We start from the raw sequence: 25,626 nt of genomic DNA on the forward strand, positions 1-25,626 counted from the left end.
TCAGTTCACCTTAGCCTTGTCTGCTTTTCGGTTCTGGTCACCGATCTTAATGCGAACCGTAAAGCAGTTTTCCAGATTCAGAGCCCTCAGGAATTCATGAAGGATTCTGTATTCATCGCCTGCGGTAAAAGCCTCGAAATTCTTCTGGAAGATATTGAAAGTGTGGGCCACATCGTCTACCAGTTTCTGAGGCACTTCAAACATTTCTACAAAGCTGACACCGTACAGCTTTCTAAACAGGAAGGCGGGCAACACCATTACACTCCTGAACCAGTCCGTAACGACCTGGGATTTCTGGGGCTTGGCATTCTGCTGCTTGATGACGTTTACATAGGTGCGGATTTCCTTGCCCATGGCATTCAGCTGTAAGGGACGGAATTCTTTCATCTGATAGATTTTTGCGTCTGCAATCAAATCCATAGAGGCACAGACAAAGAAGTTGGTAAAGTCGGAATACAGCGACTGGGACATGGATTCCAGCACTTCCATCTGAGACTCGGGAACAATCTTTTCTAACTCGCCACGGAACTTACCCACGGCATTCCTGAAATTAGATTCAGTACAGCAGACTTCATGCTCCCTGTTATTCAGAATAGATTCGCGAGCCATCTCAAAGCGGACGACTTCACGCAATTTCTTATACACGTCACCTTCATCGTCAGAAGTTTCCATCTTGACACCATACTTCTTTTCTACAGAGTCGGCCTTCTGCTTGACAAGGGCAGCATAATCCGTCTCGCTACAAATCTTCATAGAAGATGAAATCAACTGCTTGAAAAGTTCATTGTAACGGTCAGCGGACTGACTGTCAACGGGCTTAAAGTTCAGCAATCCTTCCAGGGCGTTATCGAATTCGTTCTGCATATACTTACCAATTTCAAAAAATCCCGGTCAAATGCCGGGAGGCTAATTTAACGATGCCAAATATAGCTTTTAACCGAAACTTTTCATCGCTCTCTTATTTTCGTACATGGCGTCATGGGCACGCTGCACCGCATCAACAAGAGGTTCGTTCGTGTAACAGTTATAGACGGCAAGTCCCTTGGCAATAGAGATGCGATCCCAGGGAGCAGAATCTTCGGAACGGGTAGCAGCCATCTTGCGGTCCATTTCAGCCAGAAGAGCCTCGCGGTTTCTGTAGTCTTCATACTGGAGGACAGCCACAAATTCGTCTCCGCCAACACGGAATACGGGACTATGGCCAAACACCTGGCAAATAATCTGGCAAGCGTTCTGCAAGAGCAAATCACCATGATCATGGCCGCTGCATTCATTTACCTTTTTCAAGTTGTTCACATCAAACGAGACAAAGCCCAATTCCGTAACGGCAAACATGTTCACCTTATTCTGCAGGTCTGCCAAAAAAGTATCAAAGGCCGTTTTATTGCGCACCCCAGTGAGGCCATCCTTAAAGGCCACGCCCCTTACAAAACCCATATACTCCTTCACATACTTTCGGATTGCAGCAAAATTACGGGCAAGATCCTCCACTTCATCATCAGAATGGAATTCCAGCGAAACATCAATATTTCCGGCAACCATTTGATTGGCGGATTCAGTCAGCGCCGTCAGAGGTTCTGTAATAGAGCGGGCCATACGTACAGAAATCAAACCGAAAACAAGAAGGATTATAAAAGTAAAGCCCATAATTTCGGCAACCAGTGCATCGCGCTGCATATTGGTCTCGGAGGCTGGAACTTCTAGCACAAGCACCATCCCATTAGAAAGGACTCTCTTCACGCAGACCCTGCGGAAATTATCAGGAACCCTAGAACCTCTCGACAGAGACGGATGATAAATTACAGTTCCATTCTTGTTTTCCAGGTAGGCATATCCAGACTCAAGGAATGAAATGCTCGCGATTTCTGAAGTCAGATACCCAAAGTCGATATCAACACCAACAACGCCAACTTCCGTTCCGAACTTGACCAAGGGCATCACATAGGATATCATGTAAATATCGACATTCTTATTTTCGTAAGGATCCATCCAGATGGGTTTACCCGAAATAACGGGGACGTAATACCAACCCACATGTTCGATGTCGCTGGGATCGTACTTTGAAAAATCGGTCGGGACCTGCTTCAGGATGTTTCCGTTCTTACTTGTCTTGGCCAGAAAAACCCCAGAAGTGGGAGGCGTAAACTTGGGATTATAACGCAAATACACAGCCACAGCACTATTCACGTTATGGATGGTCGCCCGCATAAAATTCAGGTTGTAATCCGTAAACGCTTGCTGGCGCAAGGTATCCTTCAATTCATCCAAATCATCAAGCCCATCCAACACCACATAAGATACGGTCTTCACATACTGCTCGATATTCTGCAACCTGGCAGAAATGCGGGCAGATTCCCTCTGGCTGATCAACTGCAGATGTTCCTGGGTGTCGTCCTTGACAAAATGACTAGCACACAAAATGCCAAAACCTCCCACGAATACTGCGCAGAGCAGCAATACGGAGAGGTTTAATCTTAGGATTTTGCTATGAATAGACGTCTTCATGGGTTAAAATATAACCAAAACGCCTGTATACAGCCGACAGCTACTTCACATTAAACTTTACAGCGGGACCATAAGCGGGTTTCGCCACATAAATTCCAGGATTTTTCACAAGCCCGCGAACCTGTTCCGCAATACCCGCAGACAAACCGTACACAGTCCCCACATAATTTCCATTTACGGTAAAGACTGAATAGTTCTGCGGAGTAGCCACGTTAAATTGCAGGCGTGTTCCGACAACCGCATTCGGATCTCCAAGACTGACCCAGTCCACATTGCCGTAAGTACCCGTAAACTGTAGCTTCAGCACATGTTCCCCTTCGGCGATTTCAGACACGGGGAATTCGATTTCGGAATAGGTTACCCAATCTCCGCCCTTGGGAATCTTGACCGTATCGGTCACCGTCTTGTCGTCGATGTACAGGATAAAGCCTGCCCCCTCGAGACCGCTAGCCACTCGGGCAGAACCGACAAGAGAATCATGGGCTCCAACGTTCACAGAATATTCCAGCCATTCACCCACCTGGGTATAGCCCAAGGAATAGCCTTCGCAATCCTTGGTATTCAGGGAGTCGGAGCAGCCAAAGCCAACGATATCCACAGCATCATCCCTATAGACATTTCCCTGGTTTGAAGCATCCTTGTCGTAGAAGGAAACACGGTTTCCGCCCTTGTCATAATTTTCAGCTTCAATTTTTCCGGGCAACGCAATGATTCCGTCAAACGGTTCTTGAACGGCAGGAGTCGTCTCAACAGTATCCGTCCAGGAATACTGCATACGGTCTACGCCAGACTGGTTCACGATTTCAAGTTTGGTATTGGCTCCTTCACCGGAACGGGTTACCATACTATACCAGTCACCATCGCGGAGGCCAACCCAGTAGAAACTGCCCATCTGCCATTCACGAAGTTGTTCGGACATACCGCGAATGTAGGCCATGAAGTAGTTGGTGGGATTGGGATCGTTGTAATCCATGATCTCGTAATGAACGCCGTTCTTGTCGCCAGGGCCCATAGCGCCACCCCATTCGGTTGCCACGGTGCGGTCGGCGTACTTGCCCACCTTGCCCTTGAAACTGTTCATCCAGCCCTGTTCGGTAGTAATGCTCATGTTCCAGAAGGTGTATTCGTGCACTGCGAAAAGGCATCCATCAAAACGGGAATCGTCGGCGATTTCGGGTACATTCCATGCAAGGCCCGTACCATCCAGCAAAATATGGTCACGAGGTACATCCGGGTAACGAGCCAGCCACTTTGCGTACAGATTACGAAGTTCGTCCTTGGTGTACATGTGGGGTTCGTTGAAAATTTCGAAATAGGCATTGGGATTGTCACCGTATTCCTTGATGACGGTATCCCACATTTTCCACCAGTCATCCATGTTCTTGGGGCCGGCGGGCTGTGCAGGGCCCCAGTAGCCAACGAGCATACGACCGTGAGCCAGAATACCGTCGATAATGCCCTTATAGGAGCTCCAGGCCTTTAAAGCGGTAGGTTCGTTAATAGGAATGCGCAGGCTGTTGATGCCCAATTTTTCTACGAACTGGCTCATGACGCGGTCGGACAGCGCGTAGGCGGCCTGGTAGTCCTCAGTGCCGGTCATGCCGGAAAGTTTCAGCACATCGGAGACGAAATTGTCACGCTTATCAGCCCAGTTCGTACCGCGGAACTGATTCGTTACCGCAAAGGAGCTAACGGCAAAAACAGCAGCAAATGCTGCAACGGAAACCAATTTCCCCATAATATCCTCTCAATTGCGTCAACCACGACGCACCAACCGTAAACGGAACCACCACAATCCTGTTTACAAGTCTAAAGATATTTTTCACAGCGGTAAAAAACGCAAACAAAAAAAAAGTTCCTTTGACATTTTGTCAAAGGAACCAAAATCAATCTGACTTGTTTTTTTTAGCGAAGCAGATACATGCCGTTGGAACGCTTCTTTGTTTCGCGGCCCAGATTTCGGCCCGTCAGAGAATAGGCGTTACGTTCGCCCTTCACAAGACCGGCAGAACGGCTCTGAGCCACCTTCTTACCAATGCGAGCTGTACCACTACCCTCGAACTGAACATAGTCAATATCCATCCAGTCACTAGTAACAGTAAAGCGGAGAATGTGTTCGCCCTTGGTCAAGTTCACCTTCTTTTCAACCAGGTTGTAGTCATCGTAATTATCATCGCCTTCACCCTTGGGCACGGAGATTTCTTCGGTAATGTCAGTACCGTCTACAGAGAACTTGAAGCTGGAAGTTTCGTTGGCAGAAGCCACATAGGCGCCCAAAGTGTATTCACCTGTTTCGGCAACATCAACTGTATATTCGAGCCAATCACCCTTCTGGTTGTAACCAATTACAATGCGGCCGTCAGTCTTTTCATAAATGTCCACGGGAGTTCCCTTACGGTAATCGCTGTTGCCCTGATTTTCGGAATCGCCATCGCTATAGGAAACGTTACCCTGGCCGATACCGCTAACGTCAAAATCTTCCATTTCGATCTTGCCGGGGATTGCAAAGGCCTTGCCCTTGAACGGTTCGCGGGGAACGGGTTCAAGAATCAAGCGGAGCAATACAGAACCGTGGGCAGGAACTTCTGCCGAAACACTAGATCTGGGACCAAGATCCTTCTTCTGCCAGGCATCACGGACTTCCACCTCGCCTTCTACGCCAATATCCTTAAAGTTGACTTCGATAGTCTGGGTAGAGGTATTGTCATTCAGGAGGGCTACAGCGAGGTCACCATTGCGCAAGGGCTTGGTCCAGACCTGCTTACCATCTACATTAGAAATTCGATGTCCCTGCACGCCCAGGGAATCCTGGTTAATGGCAATCATATCCTTGTTCAGGTAAAGATCCTTCACCTGGTCGCTCATCTTGCGGACATCGGAACTGATCATGATGGGAGCCGCCATAATGGACCACATGGTCATCTGGGACTTCTGTTCTTCATAAGTCAGGTTTCTGTTATCCACTTCGAGCATGTCCGGGTCATTCCAGTTACCCGGCTTTGCAATCTTCCAGTACTTGTCATTGGCATCGATAATTTCGTAAACGCCGCGGTACCAGGAGGTAGATCTCCATTCGGGGCCAATATCGAAAGTGGTACGCCACAGATGGGCGATTTTCGGCATCCAGTCCTTATATTCCCAGGCGCAAATGCTGAACACGATGTCGCGGCCGGAATTGCGGAGAGCCTTGGACATACGGGTGTAATCTTCTTCCTGGTTGGAGCCGGGAGCCGGGTCGCAGTTATCGTACTTCAGGTAGTCAACGCCCCATTCGGCAAACTTCTTGGCATCCTGTTCTTCGTGCATGTAGGAGCCGTTTTCGCTTACCCAGTTGCTGTTGTAATGATGGCAGGTACGTTTACCGCGGTCGCCATACACGCCGAACTTCAGGCCCTTCTTATGAATGTAATCGGCCAGAGCCTTCATGCCACTGGGGAAAGTCTTGGGATGGTTCTGGAGGTCGCCATTGGCGTCGCGCTTGGTGTCCATCCAGTTGTCGTCCAGATTCAGGTAGATATAGCCAGCATCGCGAAGGCCAGAAGAAACCATGGCGTCGGCCACTTCCTTGATCTGGGTTTCGTTGATGTTTTCGTGGAATACGTTCCAGCTGTTCCAGCCCAGAGGGGGCGTAAGCACCAGACTATCTGGGTGGGCATTTGCAGTAACGGCAGCTACAGCCATAGCGGCTGCAGCAAGACCCATCTGTTTCTTCAAACCGAACATCTTTTCACTCCTGTTTAATTCGGTATTAAACTATCCACTTCTGTCACTGAAAATACCAACCTACCAGAATATTTCATGGACATTTTGTCTAGATATTATCGACCAACCTGAATCGATTTCACAGAACTTCCTGAACGAACCATATACACGCCAGATTTTTTTACCAGCGAAAGTACATTCGATTTCATTTCATTGAAATTCAAGGCATCAATCTTTCCAAGGTAGGCACCAGATAAACCGTAGACTTCATAAGTTCGTAAAACATTACGATCCAAATTCAACGCATGCACAGCGGTTTCGCAGCAGGGAACCATGGGCACATCATTTTCATCAACCTTTTCAATGGAAACATTATCCAGCATAAGGGTTCCCGTAGATGTCGCCGCATTAAAGCTTAGGCGGGCATTGGTGTCCGTCGCAGCGGTCATCTGGAAATAGAATGAAAGGGGCTGCATGGAAGTACTAACGTCAAAATTCTGGACCGAGGTCAAATAGCTATCCCAAGGATCTTCATGCTGTTCCACGTTCACTTCAAGAACACGATCTGCATCGGCACCGGCCTCAAAACTGACCTTGTACCATTCACCCTGTTCAAGATGAAGATTGTGCTGGATCAGCTGCACGGTATAAGGCTGCGACCCGACAGCGGAAATATCAAGAACATACTTGCCATCCTTCACAGAACCAACGGACTTACCATCGCCATGATTCTGGAGGGTCCATGCATTCGCAGTAGAATCGAAACCACCATTATAAATGCTGTCGCGGTTGGTGGGTTCAACAAAAGGAGGTACGGCAGGCGTTTCCGCTACCGCTCCGTCGAGAGAGAAGCGCTTTACAAAATTCCAGATTTCGTCAGAGGTATTGACGCTGGCCAAATCCATGGAATACCAATGGCCCTTATCCTTAATGGAAATCAGACGGATATCGCTATTTTCCTTACAGCCGCTCCATTTTTCCATGGAGGCTGCAGAAGTGGTTTTGCCAACTGGATATTGGGAAATCTTTTCGGAGTTGGAGGAACAGCCTTCGTATTCCACCCAACGCTTCAAATAGGAAACAGCGCTGTTGTAGTTCACCGTAGGATCCGTCGTGCCGTGAGTATGCAGAATCGGCATCATGCGCTTGCTGGCGGGAGCGGGATTTCCAACCGGGTAGCCGGACACGGGAGCAATTGCAGCAATCTGGTCGCTCATCTTGTTAGCAGCGTGATAGCTCATCATGCCGCCCATGGAGAAGCCTGAAACATATACGCGTTTCTTATCAATTCCGTATTTCGTATACATTTCATTGATGATTGCTTTCAGGAAGTTCACATCCTTGTCGCCAGAAATATCCCAGGACTTATTTTCGCCATTGGGGAACACCACCACAAATCGGGCGGTATCCGCGATTTCTTCCCACTTAGCCGCATCATGCTGGTAGGGGGCATCCTGATTCATGCCATGCATCTGAATAATCAGGGGGCGATCTTTTTCGATATTAGTGGGTGCGTAAACCAGCATATTACGGTTCGCACCATTCACATTGATATTCTGAGAAGGAATTCCAAAGGAACTTCCCATAAATACAGTCAACGCAGCAAATGCTGCGACAAAGAACTTTTTGCCAGACATCCACATCCTCATTTTTAAGGTTAGCGGACACCACTCCGCGAACCCACCTTAAAACTATATGGGTTGTAAGCAAAAAGAAAACATCAAACCATAACAACTATGGATAAAAAGTCCATGACAAAACAAGCAAAAAAAACGGCACCCGACGTAAATCAGGTACCGCTTTGGTGTATGGGATGTGTTATGAAAGATCGTTTGTGAAATTTACTTGGTCACGGAAATCTTGTGAACCAGGCCACCACGGACAGGCTTTACGATATACATGCCGCTCTGCTTTACAAAATCGCGGGTAACGTTCACGATATCGGCGCCATTGCTGTTCACGATTCCCAGCAAGTTTCCGTTCAGGTTAAACACGCGGTAGTTCTGCTGACCGCCAACCACCATGCGAATGTCCCTGATGGAGGTGGTGCCAATAGGAGCGGGATCCGTTGCGTCCTTACCTTCGGCAAAGTTAAAGTAGTCAATGTCGAACCAGTCTGCGGTGGCGGTAAAGCGCAGGATATGTTCACCGGCAGGCAGGACCACATTGGCATTCACCTTGTTGTAATCATCAAAGTTCTGTTCTTCGCTATCACCGTCTTTCTTTGCAGCAGGAACAGCGATGTCTTCAGTAAGATCCTTACCATCCAGAGAAAGCTTGAAGCTGGAGCCACCATCGGAAGCGACTGCGGCAAACAAAGTATAGTCACCAGCCTTTGTAACATTGATGGTATATTCCAGCCATTCATCCTTCTGGATATAGCCAACCACAATGCGGTCGCCAGATTTCTTGTACAGATCTACGCCAGTATCCTTACGGTAATCGGAGCATTCGCTAACCTTGTCACCAGTGCAGGCACGATTTTCGGAATCCTTGTCGCTGTAAGACGGACCGCCCTTGCCCTTACCCGGATCGTCAAAGTCTTCAGCTTCGATCTGGCCAGGAAGTGCCCACGGAGTCTGGGTTGCATTGTGTGCCGTCTGGGGAATAGGTTCTGCGCCGGCACCATCCAGGTAGATTTCATCATTTGCGTCTACACCAATCTTGAACCAGTCAAAGTCAACAGATCCGCCAGCGGTTTTTGTTGCCCAGTTGAACAAGCCAAAACGATTACCCACGAACATGTGCAAATCGAAGCTCAAGCTTACATTAGTACCGATCTTCTTCCAAGAACTGCCATCTTCGCTGTAGTAGAAGGAGGCTGTGCCCTTATCGATAGGAATGTCAAAATCGACGCGGAGGTAAACCTTGGAGCCAGAAAGATTTTCAGAAGCCTCGCGCTTTTCACCATCCTTGGTGCCGCTGTACATGACAACCTTATAGCTGCCGCTTTCCTTCGTAATGGCCACCATGCCCTTGTTGTCCTGCCAAGCAGCAAGACCGGCAACATCGCCATCATTCATATTAGTGCCATCCACCAAGGTACGGCCAACGCACTTGGGGCCAAAGGTACGCTGAGTCAGCATATTCTTGACGCTGGTAATGCGGGCATCGGTACGGCCAGTGGTAATGCGGAGCTTGCCATCAGCCAGTTTCCACTTGGAGTTATCCGGATTGTGGTTCCACTGCCATTCCAGCGGAAGTTCGTCGCCATCAAAGTCATCGGAAGTGACCATGCCGTAACCCGGTTCCACTTCGCTAGGCAAATCCAAAGTTGCGGGAGCCTTCTTGGAACCGCCTTCAGGTTGCGGCCAACCATCCTTCCACACCGTGGGAACCAGGTGAGAAATACGGCCAATAGGACCAGAATCGCGGAACAGGAGCGCATACCACTTGCCATCGGGAGTATCAAAAATACCGCCCTGGGCTACGCCATTATCCTGCAAGAAGATTCGGCCGGTAAAGCCATCCAAAAGGTTCTTGGAACGATAAACAATTTCAGTACGGCAAGCGCCTGCGGGCCAAGAAATAGTAAACAGGTAGTATTCACCGTTCACCTTTTCCATGTGAGAGCCTTCCTGCTGCACATAGTAATCGCGATCGCCCTTGCCGGTAATCTTGTTGACACTAACGCCACCAACCTTGCCGCTCTTGCCGCCAGCCTTTACGCCAGACGCATCGTCGTTCAGCTGCACATAGCTAATCTGATCGCCAGAACCGTAGAAAACCCAGGCCGTGCCGTCATCATCGAAGAACAGAGAGGGATCGTGATAGAAGGGCAGCTGGACTTCGCTCCAGGGGCCGCCTTCGATATCCTTGGTCTTGTAAAGGTGAGTCTTGTTGGTGGTATAAGACGGAGTCAGGACGTAATAGTAACCGTCCTTCTCTCGATAGCGGATGCTAGAAGCCCAGGAGCCCTTACCATAGGCATCCTTACCGCCGTTCAAATTCATGTTGTCGTTATTGGTCAGGGTTTCGTACACATAACCAATAGTGCGCCACTGAGCCAAATCGGTGCTCTTGAAAATGGGAATGCCCGGAGCGTAATGCATGGTGGTCGTCACCATGTAGTAGTTGCCCTCGACGCGTACAATGGAAGGGTCCGGAGAATCGGACCAGATCACCGGATTATTAACAGTGACGGCAAAGGCGCCAACTGCAGAACCGAGCAAAGCTGCTCCGGCAAAAAACTTCTTTAACAATCCCATATCAATCTCCTCAGCAGGCCACACCAACAACCTGCGGTTTTCATGACTATAAATTACCTCTGTCCAAGGACAAAAAACATGCCTAGACAAAAGCTTTTATTGACATTTTATCAATGGGGGGACGTTATAAACGTCTGATTGTTTTCAGTAGGTACTGCTTTGCGGGGAGAGGGCCCGCACTCGGAGTTACGAAGGCCGTCAGCCCTCTCCCCCGCACCCCTTTCCCGCCCGGCCACGTGAAAGCAGATTAGAACGTTATTGCATAAAAGGAACGTCTTTTTCACTCCTCACTAAAACATTTTTTCAATGGGGGGACGTTATAAACGTCTGACTGTTTTCTATAGGTACTGCTTTGCGGGGAGAGGGCCCGCACTCGGAGTTACGAAGGCCGTCAGCCCTCTCCCCCGCACCCCTTTCCCGCCCGGCCACGTGAAAGCAGATTAGAACGTTATTGCATAAAAGGAACGTCTTTTTCACTCCTCACTAAAACATTTTATCAATGGGGGGACGTTATAAACGTCTGACTGTTTTCTATAGGTTCTGCTTTGCGGGGAGAGGGCCCGCACTCGGAGTTACGAAGGCCGTCAGCCCTCTCCCCCGCACCCCTTTCCCGCCCGGCCACGTGAAAGCAGATTAGAACGTTATTGCATAAAAGGAACGTCTTTTTCACTCCTCACTAAAACATTTTATCAATGGGGGGTCGTTATAAACGTCTGACTGTTTTCTATAGGTTCTGCTTTGCGGGGAGAGGGTGTGAGGTATCAAAAAAAAGGAAAGGGTCCGCGAACGGACCCTTTCCCCTCTAACCACCAAAATTTCGTTTTATCCGTAAATCAGACCAAGCGCTACTGCTACAATGCTGCAGACAACAATCTGTTTTACGATGGAAATTTCGTGAGCGCCCATAAATCTTCCTTGGTGTTATTTTTCAACTCGCATAATGAAGTTCTTTTCGCCGGGGACACTGACCAGGTAAACGCCCTGCTTCTTGGTAGCAGACTTGCTTACGCGATTGCCCTGCATATCGAAGTACTGGGCCTTGGACATATCCACCTGCTGATTGGACTTCACACCCAAACGGATTGCCGTGGGATCTTCTTCAGAAACGCCCACCTTGACAAATTCCACATAGTCGATGTCAATCCAGTCGTTGGTGATTTCCAGTTTCAGCTCATGTTCACCAGCGGTGAGAGTTGTGGAGCCGCCCTTCACAGTCGTGTAGCTTTCTTCGCTAAAGCCCAAGCCCTCGTTGACCATTTCAGTACCGATCTGCTTTTCATCCATGTAGAGGACAAAGCTACCAGTGCTGTTTTCGCCAGCGATTCTTGCAGAAATTTCGTATTCACCATCAGCAGCCACGTTCACGGTATACTTGAGCCATTCGCCCTTCTGGCAATGACCGATAGCCATACCCTTATCCGGCTGGTAAATATCCACGTCATCCTTACGGAGCTTGCCACCTTCGTTGCCCTTGCTCAAGTCATAGTAAGCTTTTCCGGCGCCGCCCTTGTTGTAGTTTTCGGCCTGAAGCTTACCCGGAATTTCAATAGGATCTGCATAGGGGCCATATTCTTCAGGGGGTTCATCAGCCACTGTAGACTTGCTGGGGTCAACCAGATCCACGGCGGGTGCGTTGGGGTCAATAGTCTTGTCGATCAGCTTCAGCATTTCGGAGCAGTAACGCTTGCCCAGTTCAATGACACCTTCGCGTCCGAAATGGTAAACATCCTTGCCGTTACCCTTCAAGCCCTTGGAAGATGCCAAACCAAACTTCTTGAAGTTGTTCTTCAGCAGAGCAATGCCGCCGTTCTTGCTGGAACAGCAGTTGTTACCTTCCTGGAGCAATTCACCAGCCACGAAAGGAACTTCGTTTTCGTCCAGATCGAGAGCGTCGATAATGTCCTTGTAGGTCTTGTAAACAGTCTTACGCCAGTTATCATCAGTACCGTCAGATTCACCCTGATGGAAGATGAACCCCTTGATGACACCCACTTCCTTGGCCTTCTTGGCAAGTTCCAGAATACGTCCCGGAGGATTGTTGTCGTAATCCTTGGGCCAGCCCCAAGACTTAATGTCCTTACCATCGCCGTCAAAATAAGCCTGATACTGATCCTTGTCAAATGCGCGGATACTGACAGCACCGATAGCCACAGGAATAATACCCACGGTCACACCCGGCAGGGAGTCCACCATGGCGCGGCCAAAGTAGTCAGCGGGGGAAAGCTGTTCAAACGAGTGGAACATGGGGGGAATTGCCGGATACCATTCTCCGGTCTTGATAGACTGGGTTGTGGAACCAGTACGGCTGCTGGCATTTGCCGTGTGAGAAGCCAGCATAATAAAGTTCTTGGGTTCCTGAGCCTGATCCACAGACGGAACGATTTCACCGTTACCCGACATATTGGACTGGCCATAGGCAATATAAATATGGAAATTCGGATTGGGTGCAGCAAAAGCACAACCGGCAACAGCCAATACACCCAGCGCCGCCTTCATAAATTTAGACTTAATTGTATTCATAACACTCCTCGTACAATTTATCACACTATAAACTATTCTTTAATGGAATAAAAAGCAAAATTTCTACACGTAAAATATGGATTATATGTCCAAAAAACGTCATATTTTAAAAAAAAGGGACATCCCAGTTTCCCAGGACGCCCCTTTTTGGTTTTGGTTTGGTTTATGGAAGTTTTTATGAATCTTACTTAGTTACGTTCACTACAGCAGAACCAGAGACGGACTTCACCAGATAGGAACCCTTTGCCTTTACAAGGTCAGCAGTCTTGTTCTGCAGATCCACAGATTCAGACTTGAAGGAACCCATCAAATTACCGTTCATATCGAACACGGAGTAGTTCTGTTCGCCAGCCACGTCAAAACGGACCTTGACAATACTAGTCGTATCTTCAGGATCTTCGGGATCCACAACCGGTTCCGGGTCAGTTGCGTCCTTGCCTTCGACGAAGGTGAAGTAGTCTACATCCAGCCAGTCGGAGGTCACCTGGAAGCGAAGGATATGTTCACCTTCGGTAAGGGTTACATTTCTCTGGATCTTGTCAAAGGAGTCAAAATTGCCTTCGCTAGAAGTAGTTGCCGGAGCGACGATGGTATCGGTAATAGCCTTGCCATCCATCAAGAGCTGGAAACTTGCAGTACCGTTGTTGGAAGCCACATAGGCGAACATGGTGTAATCACCGGACTTGGCCACCTTCACGGTGTATTCAAGCCATTCACCATTGCGGTTGTAGCCGACCACGTTGCCAAAGGACTTCTTGTAGATATCGACGCCGGTGTCTTTGCGGTAATCAGAACATTCAGAAACATCGGTATCCGAGCAAGAATGGTTTTCGGAATCGGTATCATAGAAAGTCTTGTTGGCGTTACCTGTACCCGGGATATCAAAGTCTTCGGCCTGGATCTTGCCCGGGATGGCGAGGGCTTCACCCTTGAACGGTTCACGGGGAGTAGGAGGAGCAAAGGCGGCAGCACCAACCAGGGTCACAATGCAGTCCTTGTTGGAGGAACCGGATTCCATCTTGATGGTCACGGAACCGTTAACCACATCATATTCATCCAGGTATTCCGCATCCTTGTTTTCGCTGGTCATGTAGGCGCGAACGGTCTTGACATCAGCACCCTTTATGTTGACCGTAACAGTCTTTGCGTTCCTGGCATCACGATTAAGGAGAACCACGATGACGCTATCGCCATTGGCGCTCTTGTAAGCGGAAGCATGAACGTCAGTTTCGGGCTTCAGGGTTGCACCCACACGAACTGCACCCGGACGGATGAATCGGGCAAACTGGCTCATGATGTAGCCGCGCTTGGAAACCTTGCCCACTTCGTTGGAAGGAATGGAAAGCTTATTGCTAAAATCCGTTTCCATGATCAGGCCATAGCAACGACGGATGTACCACCAGGTGTACTGATTGAAGTTACCAATAGCCAAGGCACGATGAATATCGTAGGCCACGTCCATAGCGCGGACGGTGTCCTTCTTGTTCTGATTTGCCTGGTCACCGGTATTCATAATCTTACGCCAATAGTTGCCGCTGCCCTGGCTTTCGGTATAGTGTTCCGTCATCCAGCGTTCCACATTTTTCTGGTCAGCGAGAGAGTACTGGAACCAGGAATCTGCGGTATAGGCTTCACTAGCGTAGAAGTGGGCGCCAAGAATGTCCCAGTTCTTCAGAACATTATCATCCTTCAGAACCTTGTCGTACATGCCCTTGGCATAGGCAAAGGATTCCGTAGAAATCACCTTGGTGCCATGCTTACGCATCTTGGCGGCGTAATCTCTGGTAAAGTTGTAAATTTCGTCAGCAGACCAGCAGGCCCATTCGCCGCACCAGTCCGGTTCGTTGCTGATGGAAAGGGCGTATAGGGGAACACCCTGGTTGATCATGTATTCTGCAAAGCTATTCAGATGGTCAACATACTTCTGGTAGTTGCTGGAGGCGATGTGCTGACCGGCACCTGCATAGTTGGAAGTCCAGGGGGTTGCATAGAGAATGAAGTCATTGCCGGCATACTTCTTGGCGGACTTGGCGGCGGCAACATCCTTGTTAAAACTGTTAGAATTTCCGTAAACCGGAATACGGAGGGTATTCAAGCCAATTTGGCCATCACCGGTACCAAAGGCAAGCTTAGCATCGGCATCGGAGAGACCTTTACCGCCCTGCCATTCATTGTGGACCATGCCACCAAAACCGCGAATTACCTGATATTCAGTATTTGCATCGACAGTAACAGTCGAAGCCAAGGCGCTACCGGCAAAAAAGCCCAGGACGCCAAACAAAGACGCAATCTTGCCTACGCAAGAGCAATTTCTATTCCACATATCCCATACTCCATGTATGAAGAGCGACACCACTCGCCCTATGCAACTTAAACTATTCCATTTCGGAGCATATATCCACTATGGACCCCCTCTTTCCATGGACAAATTGTCCATAGACAAAAAGCCCCCAGGCAAATTCTGGAGGCTTTTTTGGATGCGTTTATGGTATCTTTTGACGATTTTCGCCTAAATTCAACGATTTTCTGCGTTTTAGCGAACCACACGGATCATGGACTTTTCACCATTGGTACCACGGATCATGAAGATGCCCTGGACACCCTTGGCAGAATTTTTCCACTGGGCCGTTGCAGAAGACAGGTCCTTGGCTTCGATGGTAGCCATCTTCTGACCGTTTACATCGAACACCTGGAAGCTTCTGGAAGAGGTCACGTTCATACGGATAGACTTAATGGAAGTAGGATCAAGTTCCACGTCATCCGGTGCATCGGCGCCAGCAACGAAGTTGATGAAGTCGATGTCGAACCAGTCTGCAGTGGCGGTAAAGCGCAGGATGTGCTCGCCCTTGGTCAGGTTCACATTGGCGCTAACCTTGCTGTAATCGTCAAAGTTCTGGGCAGATTCTTCGCTCTTCTTGTTGGCGGGAACAATGATATCTTCTGTAATATCCTTGTCATCGATAGAAAGCTTGAAGCTGGAACCACCATCAGAAGCAACAGCGGCATACATGGTATAAGTGCCAGTTTCAGCAACGTTCACCGTATATTCCAGCCATTCGCCTTCGTTGATGTAACCCACAATCAGCTTACCGCCAGCCTTCTTATAGATATCTACGCCAGTACCGTCACGGTAGTCGGAGCATTCCGCTTCCTTGCCGGCATCGGTGCAGGAGTGGTTTTCGGAATCCTTGTCATAGTAGGACTTCAAATCGCTACCGCGGCCAACACCGGGAACGTCAAAGTCCTCCATCTGGATCACACCGGGGATAGCCCAGGCGGTGCCGCCATAAGGTGACTGCGGCGTGGGTTCAGTAGTCCCGCTACCTTCGAAGCCCCAGGCCTTGATAGCCATGGTAGAATCCTTGGCACCCTTGAACACCAGGAACAGCTGATCCACAATACCGGAGAGGCCTTCAACTTCGCACTTGTTTTCGGCATAGGTCGTCTTGGAACCAGTATTCTTCAGTTCGCAAGTACCAGCCAAGGTGCCAGTTGCAGAACCCTTGCGGATTTCAATGGTGTTCCCATCGGCAACACTACCCGCTTCAACGATAAAGCCAGTTGCAGCAGTACCGAAGTCTACACCAGAAACGCGAATCCAGGATTCCTTGGTAGAAAGAGGCAACAGAAGGCTACCAGATACCTTACCCGGAGCCCACAGGGAACGGCTACGGACGCCTCTCTGCTTGGAGCTAGTCAGAGCCGGATACCAATCGTACGGGTCAAAGTTTTCAATCTGTTCCGGACCTTCGTTAGTGCAAACCACCTGCTTAATGGTACCATCGGCGTTATAGAACATTTCGTCTACAGAAACGCTACGGTGGTAACCTTCGTTAGGCTTAGGCATGCCATCATCGGCAGGGATAATTTCCAGACCATCGTGGCCCTTGGCAATACGGCGATCATGGTAAACCACATAGGAATGGCCCTTGAATTCGGCGATACCGTGGTGGTTGTTATTGCCGTTAATGCTCTTGCCATTCATGCTGGGATCGCCAAGGATGGTACCCTTCCAGGTAAAGGGGCCCGTGGGGCTATCACCAATACCATAGTCAATAGTGGGAGCACCCTGCTGCCAGCCAGTACTGTAGGAGAAGTAATACTTACCTTCATGCTTATGGATGTAGGAAGCTTCCAGCATCTTGCGGGTAGACAGGCCGTTCACCTTCACGTGAGAGCCGGTACCCACCGGAGCATCCTTGGCATCATTCAGCTTTACGACGTCAAAGTTATCTGTGTTCGGACGACTAGTGCTTTCGCCACCACCCCATGTCACATAGGTAGTACCATCGTCATCGATGAAGATACCCGGGTCAAAGCACCAGGAAACGCCATCACAGTCAATATGGCCCTTTCCCCAACCGGCAACCAGCTTGTCCTTGCCACCGCCCACAGCGTTGCTCCACGGACCGGCGATGCTATCAGCCTTGATGTAGCCAATACCGCCGCCACCGCCATCGGGGAACACAATATAAAGTTTACCAGTCTTAGGATCGGAAGCAATACCGGAAGCCCAAATATCACCGATGCCGTTGATTTGACGGGCATCATAGATAATACCGAAATCAGTCCAGTTCTGCATGTCCTTACTGCGGAAGCCGTAAAGAGCATAAATCTTATAACCATCGGAATTATAGGGAGCCGGGTCATCGGAATCGGTGATGATGTAGAAATATTCATCATCGGCGGCGGCACCCGGGTCAGCCAGATAATGGTAAGTTGAAATCGGATTGTAGGCCAGGCCGAAGGTTGCAAGACCTGCGGCAAAGGTGGCGCCAACCACTTTCTTTAAAAGCTTCATGCTAAACTCCCTAAGGCCTTAAATACACCCAGCCTTATCTTTTCATTTCTAAAGATATTTCCGGCAGAAGAAAATTTTTCACACCGAAAATGGGATTTCATTGACATTTTGTCAACGTGAGCGGCAAACTAAAGAAAAAAGCCCGTCGCTTTTGCGACGAGCTTTTTTCATATAAAGCCTAACGGACCTTAGGGCGTTAAACCCTTTACGCCATAGATTTCCACGTCATCGACCCAGAGTTCGTATTCGCCTTCGTCGCCACGGCGGGCGGCAAAGATACCAAGACTGTTCACATGATCCTTGACAGCGTCCCAACCGACGTTTCCGCCAATCTTGCTTTCGCTTGCAGGATCCAGATCGTCTACGGTAATCACAATACGAGTCCACCTGTCGGTAATTCTCTTATGGCCCCAAGCCTTGCCGGTCTCGTAACCAAGCACGCTATCTGCGGTGCTGTTGTCTACGTGAACATCGAAGGAGAAGCTGACCCACATGGAATCGTTATCCGGATTTTCGCCGCGAGCCCAGAACACAACGGAATCAAGTTCCGAGAAGTCATGGAATTCGGCGAAGTTGTGACCCATCATGGACCACACCAAGTTGGAATCCTTGTGACAGCTCATATGAGCTACCAGACCGAACTTGGCTTCTTCCACAGCATCCAGCTCGATAGTCGCATTCCTGGATACAGAAGTGTACCAGCGGTAGGTGCCATCGTCGAAATCATCCAGCAACACATAGGGGTAAACCTCTACGGTATCTTCGTCTACGGAATCCTTCGCCGTTGTATCGGCAGGAAGCGTATCGGGAGTTTCAACCTGAGGACGGGTTCCGATAACCACGCCATCCTTGGACTTTTCAGACACCACAGTCACGGGAACAAAGCCGATGGTCTGGAAGTTGTCGTAAACTTCAAGCTGGCCGTTGACATTCACGTATTCGCTGGTGTAATAGATAAAGCCCACAGCGTCAAAGGATCCTTCGGGCAGGGACTTGAATTCGAAGTTGCCCAGAGAATCCGTCTGCACAACGTAATCAAGACCGCGGATACCCACGTAGGTAGACTTGTTTCCCTCGGGAATCAATACCTGACCGCTCATAGAAGTAGTCTTCTTGAGAACCATGGACAAGGTATCGCAAACGCTATCCTTAACGACAATACGGTCCAAAGCCTTATCGGAGCTACCACGAGCTTCGACAAGATACTCGCCGGCCTTCATCTTGGGCAGGCTCAACCGGCCCTGGTCGTCGGTCTCCTTATTCCAGATACCGGCGGCAGAATCAGACTCTTCAAGACTATTGACATAACGAGAGCTGGAACCAGCCAAGAAATGACTCGGTCGCACCATCACCTTAGTGCGAGCTGCAGGAGAGCCGTCAGCCTGGCGTACAGTCATGGCAACAGAGTTCTCCGTTTCAAACGAAGAACCGGCAGTGTCACCCACGCTGTCGCTAGAACATGCGACAAAAAGCGCACTGAATGCGCTTGCTGCAGCTAAAGTTAAATGCCACACCCACTTTTTCATTTTGTCTCCCTTTTTACGCCCTCCGCTTCATCTACGGTGCCAACCCCGCCCTTTCGGGCAACCGGGTAGAACGCCATCGAGAGTTGCATTACCCGATCCGGATTCTTGGCGCCATCCACGCGCTTCTGAACCAGGCGACGGAATTCACGGAGCATGTCCCCCAGATCCTCAAAGCAGGACTGGTCGACAGACAATGTAAGTGTAGAAATATTTCTTTCGTCCACAGGAACGTTATCAAGCGCATCGCTGGCCAAAGACAGCACCTGACGCTGGAATTTGCGAACTGCGGCCTTCTTTTCGGGTCCGCCAGCGGTCAAATGGGCGTCTGTAAGCGCAAGTTTACCGGAAGCCATCTTCTTTACCAGACCCACTTCCAGCAGAGTATCAATTGCCTCTTGCACCTGGGCCTCGGAAATGGGCGGGCAGATGTCATGGGCGATCTGCTTGATGTTCACCACGCCACCATTCAGTTCCAGGTAGGCACGGACGGCGGGAATCCACCAGTTCTCAAGCAGTTTAAGTTCGGCGGCCTGCAGGCTATGACGGTTCACGTCCCTGAGAGACAGGGCCTTGGCCATCAGTTCTTCGCGCTGACCCTTGTCCTTGGTAACGGAGGCAGAGAACAGCAGGTCGAAGTACTCGGCTTCGCGGCCAGACAGTTCAAGCATTTCCTTCGCGGCAGGCAGCGCACGGGCAGGCAGGTGCTGCTTCTTCTGAAGCACCCTGTACAGGTAGCTGGAATCGAGGCCCAGCTTGTCACCCATCATGCGATAGCTGTAGAAAGGCATCTCTGCCTTTTTACGATCATAGAAGGCTTTCAGGAATTCGCGGTAGTCCGCTATGTCAGAAAAAGTAACCATATTAATTATCCAAATCTTTACACTAATAAGATAGACTTTGGACGTTTTAAAAAATAGATATTTCGCGAATTTGCCGTGGACGTTTTGTCCAAGCCAATCGTGATTTTTGTCACAAAAATATAAGTTTCGATACAAAATTGGCGTTTTCAGGCGAAAAACCGCAAATTTTTAAAAGAAAGAATGGGATTCCTCATGGATAAAAACGCCTCAAAGGGGGCCGGAACATCTCCATTCAAGAGCAAACTGTGAGCGCGGTCAACAAATCAGCAATCGGATGCCATTTTACACAGCCCGCTGGCGGTGGAAATTATTCCAAAGGCAGTGAAAGGGGCGGCCTGCGATGATCTTTTGCGAAAAAGGCGGTGGATTCTGCGAAAAACGGTGGTTTACACTGCCTTTTCGCGAATTTGCTTGCGAAAGCGGCGGGTTTAACGATGAAAGTGGCGGTCTAAACAGAGGAAATGGCGGGTTGGACAGCCAAATTGAGGCTTACGCAGAGGCGAAAGGGGCGGCCTGCGACGATCTTTTGCAAAAAAGGCAGTGGATTTGGTGAAAAAACGGTGGTTTACACTGCCTTTTTCGCGTGATTGCTTGCGACAAAGACCGCGTTTCAAATAATAGTTAGCAGTTCTTTGCCCGACGTACATTATATATAAAAGGGATTTTCTATTTCACGTTATAGTTTTTATCAATAACAAATCATTTATTTTCAGTTTTCGTAATTGGCAATGCCTATAGAGTAGTGGATTAGCGGCACCTTTTTTCTAAAATTCCAATTATGACTTTACGTGAAGCATTTGAAAGTAGAATGATGCTCCTGGACGGGGGCATGGGTTCCGTCATTCAGACCTACGGCATCAAGGGCGCCAACAACGATATGTTGAGCATCGAACGCCCCGACGTCATTCTTGATATCCAGCGCCGCTATGTAGACGCCGGCGTGGACGTGCTGACCACCAATACATTCTCTAGCCAGAGAGTGAGCCAGCACGAATACCATCAGGAACATCGTATCGCCGAAATGAACCGCGCTTCCGTAAAGATCGCTAGGCAGGCCGCCGACGAGGCCATGGCAAAATATGGCCGTCAGGTGTATATCGCAGGCGACGTGGGCCCTACCAGCAAGATGCTTTCTATGAGCGACGACGTGAACGATCCCGCCAGCCGCTCCATTACTTTCGATGAACTGGAAGACGCCTATCTAGAACAAGTTCAAGTCCTCTTGGAAGAGGGCGTCGACGCCATTCTCATCGAAACGATTTTCGATACTTTGAACGCAAAGGCCGCCTTGAGCGCTTACAGCAAGGCCAAGGAAGCCATGGAAGCCGCAGCCATCGCCAAGGGTGAAACGCCCCGCCCGGTAGAAGTGATGCTTTCCATGACGGTGAGCGACGCTTCGGGCAGAACCCTTTCTGGCCAGACTGTAGAAGCATTCGCCATTAGCGTCATGCATGCAAAGCCTTTGAGCATCGGCTTGAACTGCGGCCTGGGTGCCGACGGCATGATTCCCTATTTGCGTCGCATAGGAAAGGTGGCTCCCTGTTATTTGAGCTGCCACCCCAACGCAGGACTCCCCAACCAGTTCGGCGGTTATGACGATACCCCCGAAGACATGGTGCGTCTCATGACGCCTTACATGGACGAACATCTGGTGAACATGATCGGCGGTTGCTGCGGAACTACTCCCGAACATATTGCCGCCATGCGCAAGATGCTGGATGCCCTGCCTGCCGATTACGAACGTCGCAAACCCGCACCGAAATTCGCAACTTCCCCGCTGCTGCGCCTGGCCGGTTTGGAACCGCTGTTGGTCAATCAGGTACGCCCCAGCAATGGCGCCGACAACTGCAATTCCGAAGATTTCGTCCCCGTGGGTGAACGTTGCAATGTGGCAGGTTCCAAGAAGTTCCTGCGACTGATCAACGAAAAGAATTACGAAGAAGCTCTGGACATCGCCCGCAAGCAGGTAGAAGACGGCGCCCAGGTTGTTGACGTGAACATGGACGATGGCCTTCTGGATGCCAAGCAGGAAATGCGAACTTTCCTGAACTTGCTGGCTTCCGACCCGGCCATTAGCCGCGTGCCCATCATGGTGGACAGTTCCCGCTTTGAAGTCATCGAAGAAGGTTTGAAGTGCGCCCAGGGCAAGTGCATCGTGAACTCCATCTCCCTGAAGATGGGCGAAGAAGCTTTTATCGAACACGCCATGACGGTGAAGCGCTTGGGTGCCGCCGTTATCGTGATGCTCTTTGACGAAGAAGGACAGGCCACCAATTACGATCGCCGTGTAGCGATTGCTTCCCGCGCCTATAAGCTCATTACCGAGAAGTGCGGTTTCGATCCTTCTGACATTATTTTCGACCCCAACGTCTTGACGGTAGCAACAGGCATGGCGGAACACAACGCCTACGCCCATGACTTTATCCGCGCTTGCCGCTGGATTATCGACAACCTGCCTGGAGTCCGCATTTCTGGCGGTCTTTCTAACCTGAGTTTTGCCTTCCGCGGAAACAACTACCTCCGCGAAGCCATGCATTCTACGTTCCTGCATTTGGCAACTCCCAACGGCATGGGCATGGCCATCATGAATCCGGCCGCCGCCGTAGACTACAAGACCATCCCGCTGGAATTGCGCATGGCCATTACCGAAGTTCTGCTGAATACCTATCCGGAATCCAGCGAAGAGCTGATCGAAATTGCAAGCCGCATGACTGCCGCCCAGATGGCCGCCAAGGAAAGTGGCGCCAAATATGACCCCAAGGCTATTTTTGCCGTAAGCGCCGGAGCCGCGAACGCCGCTAGTTCTGAAAGCGCGGGTGCCGATGTCGCCGCAGTGCAGACCACTCCGGAACAGCGTTTGCAGGAAGCCCTCCTGAAGGGAACTTCCACCACCTTGCAGCCAGATCTGATGGAACTGATTAACCGTGGCGACAGCCCGGTGAACATTATTTCGGGTCCTTTGATGGACGGCATGAACGAAGTGGGCCGCCTCTTCGGTGAAGGAAAGATGTTCTTGCCCCAGGTGGTAAAGACAGCCCGTACCATGAAGAAGGCCGTTGAAATTCTGCAGCCCTACATCGAGGCCGGCAAGGAAGAAGGCGCCGCCTCTCGAGGCAAGATCGTCATCGCCACCGTCAAGGGCGACGTTCATGACATCGGCAAGAACATCGTCTCCGTGATCATGGCCTGTAACGGCTTTGACATGGTGGACTTGGGCGTGATGGTTCCCGAAGATGTGATTGTCAACGCGGCAATTGAACATAAGGCGGATATCGTCAGCCTTTCCGGTCTGATTACTCCGTCTCTTGAAGAAATGTGTACCGTGGCCACCAAGATGCAGGAAGCGGGACTCCGCATTCCCATTATCGTTGGCGGTGCCACCACTTCGCCTACCCACACCGCAGTAAAAATCGCACCCTGCTACGATGGCCCCGTATTCCACGTCCGCGATGCCGCAAGCAATCCGGGCCTGGCCCAGAAACTTCTGGATCCCTCCACCAGCGCAGAAACCATCGAAGAAAACCGCAAGGAACAGCAGCGCATTCGCGACAAGCAGGCTGGCATCATCTCTGCTGCCGAAGAAGCCATGGCCGCTGCAGAATCCACTCCGGTGGAACGCCGCTACAAGTGCGACTGGGAAAAATATCAGCCGGTACAGCCCCCCTTCATGGGCGAAAGCAAGTTGCCGCCTATCGCCTTGGAAAAGGTCATCCCGCTGATCAGCTGGGAATACTTCTTCTACACCTGGAAGGTAAAGCCGGATTGCGAAGAAGCAATCAAGCTGAAGGCCGACGCCGAAAAACTGCTGGCAGAAATCAGCAAGCCCGAATACGCCCTGCGAGCCGTTCAGGCATTCTACCCTGCCGCCGGTACCGATAGCACCGTCCAGTTCAACACCGGACGCACCGGCACCGCAGCCGACCTGGTTGAAGTCACCACCGCACGTCAGCAGAATCCCGAAGGCACCTGCCTTGCCCTCTGCGACTATGTGGCCCCCGCCGACGCCAAGACCGCCAGCGTGTTCAGTAGCGTTCTGGGCGACAAGATTTTCCGCGATATCGTGGGCGCCTTTGCCGTTACCGTCAGCGACACTTTCGTAAAGCGTCTTGAAAAACTGAAGGCGGAACAGGGTGGCAGCGATTACGATGTGCTCTTGATGCAGACTGTGGCAGACCGCTTGGCCGAAGCAGGCGCCCAATACCTGAGCAATCAGCTGGACGCAAACAACAACTGGAAGGGCATCCGCCCCGCCGTTGGCTACCCAGTACTGCCCAACATCAAGGAAATCTTCAACGTGGCAAAGCTCATCGATTTCGACAGCGTAGGCATCAGCCTCACCGAAAATGGCGCCATGTACCCGCAGGCATCTGTCAGCGGCCTGTACATCAGCCATCCCGAAATCGAGTACTTCAACGTTAAGTAAAAGATTATATTTAGGGCATGCCCAAAAAACGTATTGTAGGCCTGGACATCTTTAGAGTCCTTGCAGTTTTTATCGTGTTCCTTTTTCACGCACAGCTTTTCCTGAAGTGCGATTTCGGTCCCGCCGACAGCGTGATTCAAATGGGCGCTGTTTTCATGACAGGGTTCTTTATGCTCTCTGGTTTTGTTCTGCACCTGACCCATAGTCAGACGAACTTAATGCAGGTAACAACCCTAAAAAAATTCTACTTCAAAAGGGCCATCGGTATTTTACCGCTCTACTACTTTTTCGCCTTGCTCTTCATTGTAACTCTAGGGCAGGAATCCCTAAAAGAAAACCTGATTCTCGCTCCCGTAGAAATCCTAGGGCTTCAATCCACGTTCTCTTCCATTTTCACGGTTTCTCATAATGACGGGACCTGGTTCATTTCGTGCCTTTTGATATGTTACTTGCTATTCCCCTTGATGCAGGAAGTGGCCAAGCAAATCAGCTCCCGTGCAAAAATTTTGATTATCGCATTCTGCGGTGTGGCCCTGTGCTGGGCACCCGTCATCGTTCATTTCTACCACACCGCTTCTATTTACGAAAACCCCTTCTACAGAGGCCTTGAATTTACCATCGGCGTCATGCTCTGTTCTTTACGCAACGACGCTATTGCAGACAAGTTTAGATTTTTGCAGCAGTGGAAATTCTTTGCAGCAGAATTTTTACTTTATGCCGTGGCGGTAACCGCCGCATTAAAAATCGGAATTCCCGGAAACTATATGCTCTTTGATTTTATTGCATTGCCTGCATTTGCAGCGATGTTGTGGAGCCTTTCCGGAGTCAAGTCAGAAGCACTTGAAAATTCAAAAATTCTGCAGTTTGCCTGCAAGATTTCCTACGCCTTTTTTCTGGCCCAATCCTTCTGTTGGATTCCCGTTTTCAAGTTCCAGGAACTGACCGGAATCAACAACGGATTTTTAAACTTCGCCATTTCATTTATCGTTTGCATTCTCGTATCTGCAGCAATGCATATATTGGTGGAACGTCCGGCCACCAAGAAGCTAACTAAGATACTACAATAATTTTTTGCGAATAG

General features: G+C 49.9%; 13 protein-coding genes. 2 read left to right on the top strand and 11 right to left on the bottom strand.

The genetic code is table 11. From position 1 onward, the window contains the following. From BUB38_RS12730 to BUB38_RS12780, 11 genes are all read right to left on the bottom strand, one after another. Complete coding sequence (locus tag BUB38_RS12730) at positions 1 to 864, bottom strand: hypothetical protein (protein ID WP_073161119.1); 864 nt, start codon at positions 862 to 864, stop codon at positions 1 to 3. Between the two features lie 69 nt (positions 865 to 933). Further along, a complete protein-coding gene (locus BUB38_RS12735; protein WP_073161120.1) occupies positions 934 to 2,505 on the bottom strand; it encodes a sensor domain-containing diguanylate cyclase in 1,572 nt (523 codons plus the stop codon). 40 nt (positions 2,506 to 2,545) lie between these two features. Continuing rightward, positions 2,546 to 4,243 (bottom strand): carbohydrate-binding protein, encoded by a 1,698-nt coding sequence (locus tag BUB38_RS12740; protein ID WP_073161121.1) that lies wholly within the window; start codon positions 4,241 to 4,243, stop codon positions 2,546 to 2,548. A gap of 167 nt (positions 4,244 to 4,410) precedes the next feature. Continuing rightward, the gene (locus BUB38_RS12745) at positions 4,411 to 6,228 is read right to left on the bottom strand and encodes a carbohydrate-binding protein (protein ID WP_073161122.1); all 1,818 of its coding nucleotides are present in this window, start codon (positions 6,226 to 6,228) and stop codon (positions 4,411 to 4,413) included. 95 nt (positions 6,229 to 6,323) lie between these two features. Then, positions 6,324 to 7,844, bottom strand: a complete 1,521-nt coding sequence (locus BUB38_RS12750) for an extracellular catalytic domain type 1 short-chain-length polyhydroxyalkanoate depolymerase (RefSeq protein ID WP_073161146.1) — start codon at positions 7,842 to 7,844, stop codon at positions 6,324 to 6,326. 204 nt (positions 7,845 to 8,048) lie between these two features. Further along, positions 8,049 to 10,415 (bottom strand): beta-xylosidase family glycoside hydrolase, encoded by a 2,367-nt coding sequence (locus BUB38_RS12755; protein WP_073161123.1) that lies wholly within the window; start codon positions 10,413 to 10,415, stop codon positions 8,049 to 8,051. Positions 10,416 to 11,336: 921 nt separating this feature from the next. Then, positions 11,337 to 12,935: a sialate O-acetylesterase gene (locus tag BUB38_RS12760; protein ID WP_073161124.1), complete on the bottom strand. Its 1,599-nt coding sequence runs from the start codon at positions 12,933 to 12,935 to the stop codon at positions 11,337 to 11,339. A 184-nt stretch (positions 12,936 to 13,119) separates the two neighbouring features. Further along, complete coding sequence (locus BUB38_RS12765) at positions 13,120 to 15,258, bottom strand: carbohydrate-binding protein (RefSeq protein ID WP_073161125.1); 2,139 nt, start codon at positions 15,256 to 15,258, stop codon at positions 13,120 to 13,122. A gap of 210 nt (positions 15,259 to 15,468) precedes the next feature. Next, positions 15,469 to 17,736 (bottom strand): carbohydrate-binding protein, encoded by a 2,268-nt coding sequence (locus BUB38_RS12770; RefSeq protein WP_073161126.1) that lies wholly within the window; start codon positions 17,734 to 17,736, stop codon positions 15,469 to 15,471. A gap of 188 nt (positions 17,737 to 17,924) precedes the next feature. Next, complete coding sequence (locus BUB38_RS12775; RefSeq protein WP_073161127.1) at positions 17,925 to 19,262, bottom strand: hypothetical protein; 1,338 nt, start codon at positions 19,260 to 19,262, stop codon at positions 17,925 to 17,927. After that, complete coding sequence (locus tag BUB38_RS12780; protein WP_073161128.1) at positions 19,259 to 20,122, bottom strand: DUF4423 domain-containing protein; 864 nt, start codon at positions 20,120 to 20,122, stop codon at positions 19,259 to 19,261. Before BUB38_RS12780 ends, BUB38_RS12775 begins: the two co-directional genes overlap by 4 nt. A 778-nt stretch (positions 20,123 to 20,900) precedes the next feature. Between BUB38_RS12780 and metH the strand changes: the two genes are divergently transcribed. Together metH and BUB38_RS12795 are read left to right on the top strand one after the other, a co-directional pair. Further along, complete coding sequence (gene metH / locus BUB38_RS12790) at positions 20,901 to 24,545, top strand: methionine synthase (RefSeq protein ID WP_073161130.1); 3,645 nt, start codon at positions 20,901 to 20,903, stop codon at positions 24,543 to 24,545. 17 nt (positions 24,546 to 24,562) lie between these two features. Then, entirely contained in the window at positions 24,563 to 25,612 is a 1,050-nt protein-coding gene (locus tag BUB38_RS12795) for an acyltransferase family protein (RefSeq protein ID WP_073161131.1), read from the top strand. Positions 25,613 to 25,626 lie beyond the last annotated feature (14 nt).

This window comes from Fibrobacter sp. UWH5 (genome assembly GCF_900142505.1).
In the GTDB taxonomy this organism is placed as follows: domain Bacteria; phylum Fibrobacterota; class Fibrobacteria; order Fibrobacterales; family Fibrobacteraceae; genus Fibrobacter.

What these genes read in the sequence shown, in the direction of transcription:
- BUB38_RS12730 (WP_073161119.1), bottom strand. Translation starts at nt 864, where the DNA reads ATGCAGAACGAATTCGATAACGCCCTGGAAGGATTGCTGAACTTTAAG.
- BUB38_RS12735 (WP_073161120.1), bottom strand. Translation starts at nt 2,505, where the DNA reads ATGAAGACGTCTATTCATAGCAAAATCCTAAGATTAAACCTCTCCGTA.
- BUB38_RS12740 (WP_073161121.1), bottom strand. Translation starts at nt 4,243, where the DNA reads ATGGGGAAATTGGTTTCCGTTGCAGCATTTGCTGCTGTTTTTGCCGTT.
- BUB38_RS12745 (WP_073161122.1), bottom strand. Translation starts at nt 6,228, where the DNA reads ATGTTCGGTTTGAAGAAACAGATGGGTCTTGCTGCAGCCGCTATGGCT.
- BUB38_RS12750 (WP_073161146.1), bottom strand. Translation starts at nt 7,844, where the DNA reads ATGTCTGGCAAAAAGTTCTTTGTCGCAGCATTTGCTGCGTTGACTGTA.
- BUB38_RS12755 (WP_073161123.1), bottom strand. Translation starts at nt 10,415, where the DNA reads ATGGGATTGTTAAAGAAGTTTTTTGCCGGAGCAGCTTTGCTCGGTTCT.
- BUB38_RS12760 (WP_073161124.1), bottom strand. Translation starts at nt 12,935, where the DNA reads ATGAATACAATTAAGTCTAAATTTATGAAGGCGGCGCTGGGTGTATTG.
- BUB38_RS12765 (WP_073161125.1), bottom strand. Translation starts at nt 15,258, where the DNA reads ATGTGGAATAGAAATTGCTCTTGCGTAGGCAAGATTGCGTCTTTGTTT.
- BUB38_RS12770 (WP_073161126.1), bottom strand. Translation starts at nt 17,736, where the DNA reads ATGAAGCTTTTAAAGAAAGTGGTTGGCGCCACCTTTGCCGCAGGTCTT.
- BUB38_RS12775 (WP_073161127.1), bottom strand. Translation starts at nt 19,262, where the DNA reads ATGAAAAAGTGGGTGTGGCATTTAACTTTAGCTGCAGCAAGCGCATTC.
- BUB38_RS12780 (WP_073161128.1), bottom strand. Translation starts at nt 20,122, where the DNA reads ATGGTTACTTTTTCTGACATAGCGGACTACCGCGAATTCCTGAAAGCC.
- metH (WP_073161130.1), top strand. Translation starts at nt 20,901, where the DNA reads ATGACTTTACGTGAAGCATTTGAAAGTAGAATGATGCTCCTGGACGGG.
- BUB38_RS12795 (WP_073161131.1), top strand. Translation starts at nt 24,563, where the DNA reads ATGCCCAAAAAACGTATTGTAGGCCTGGACATCTTTAGAGTCCTTGCA.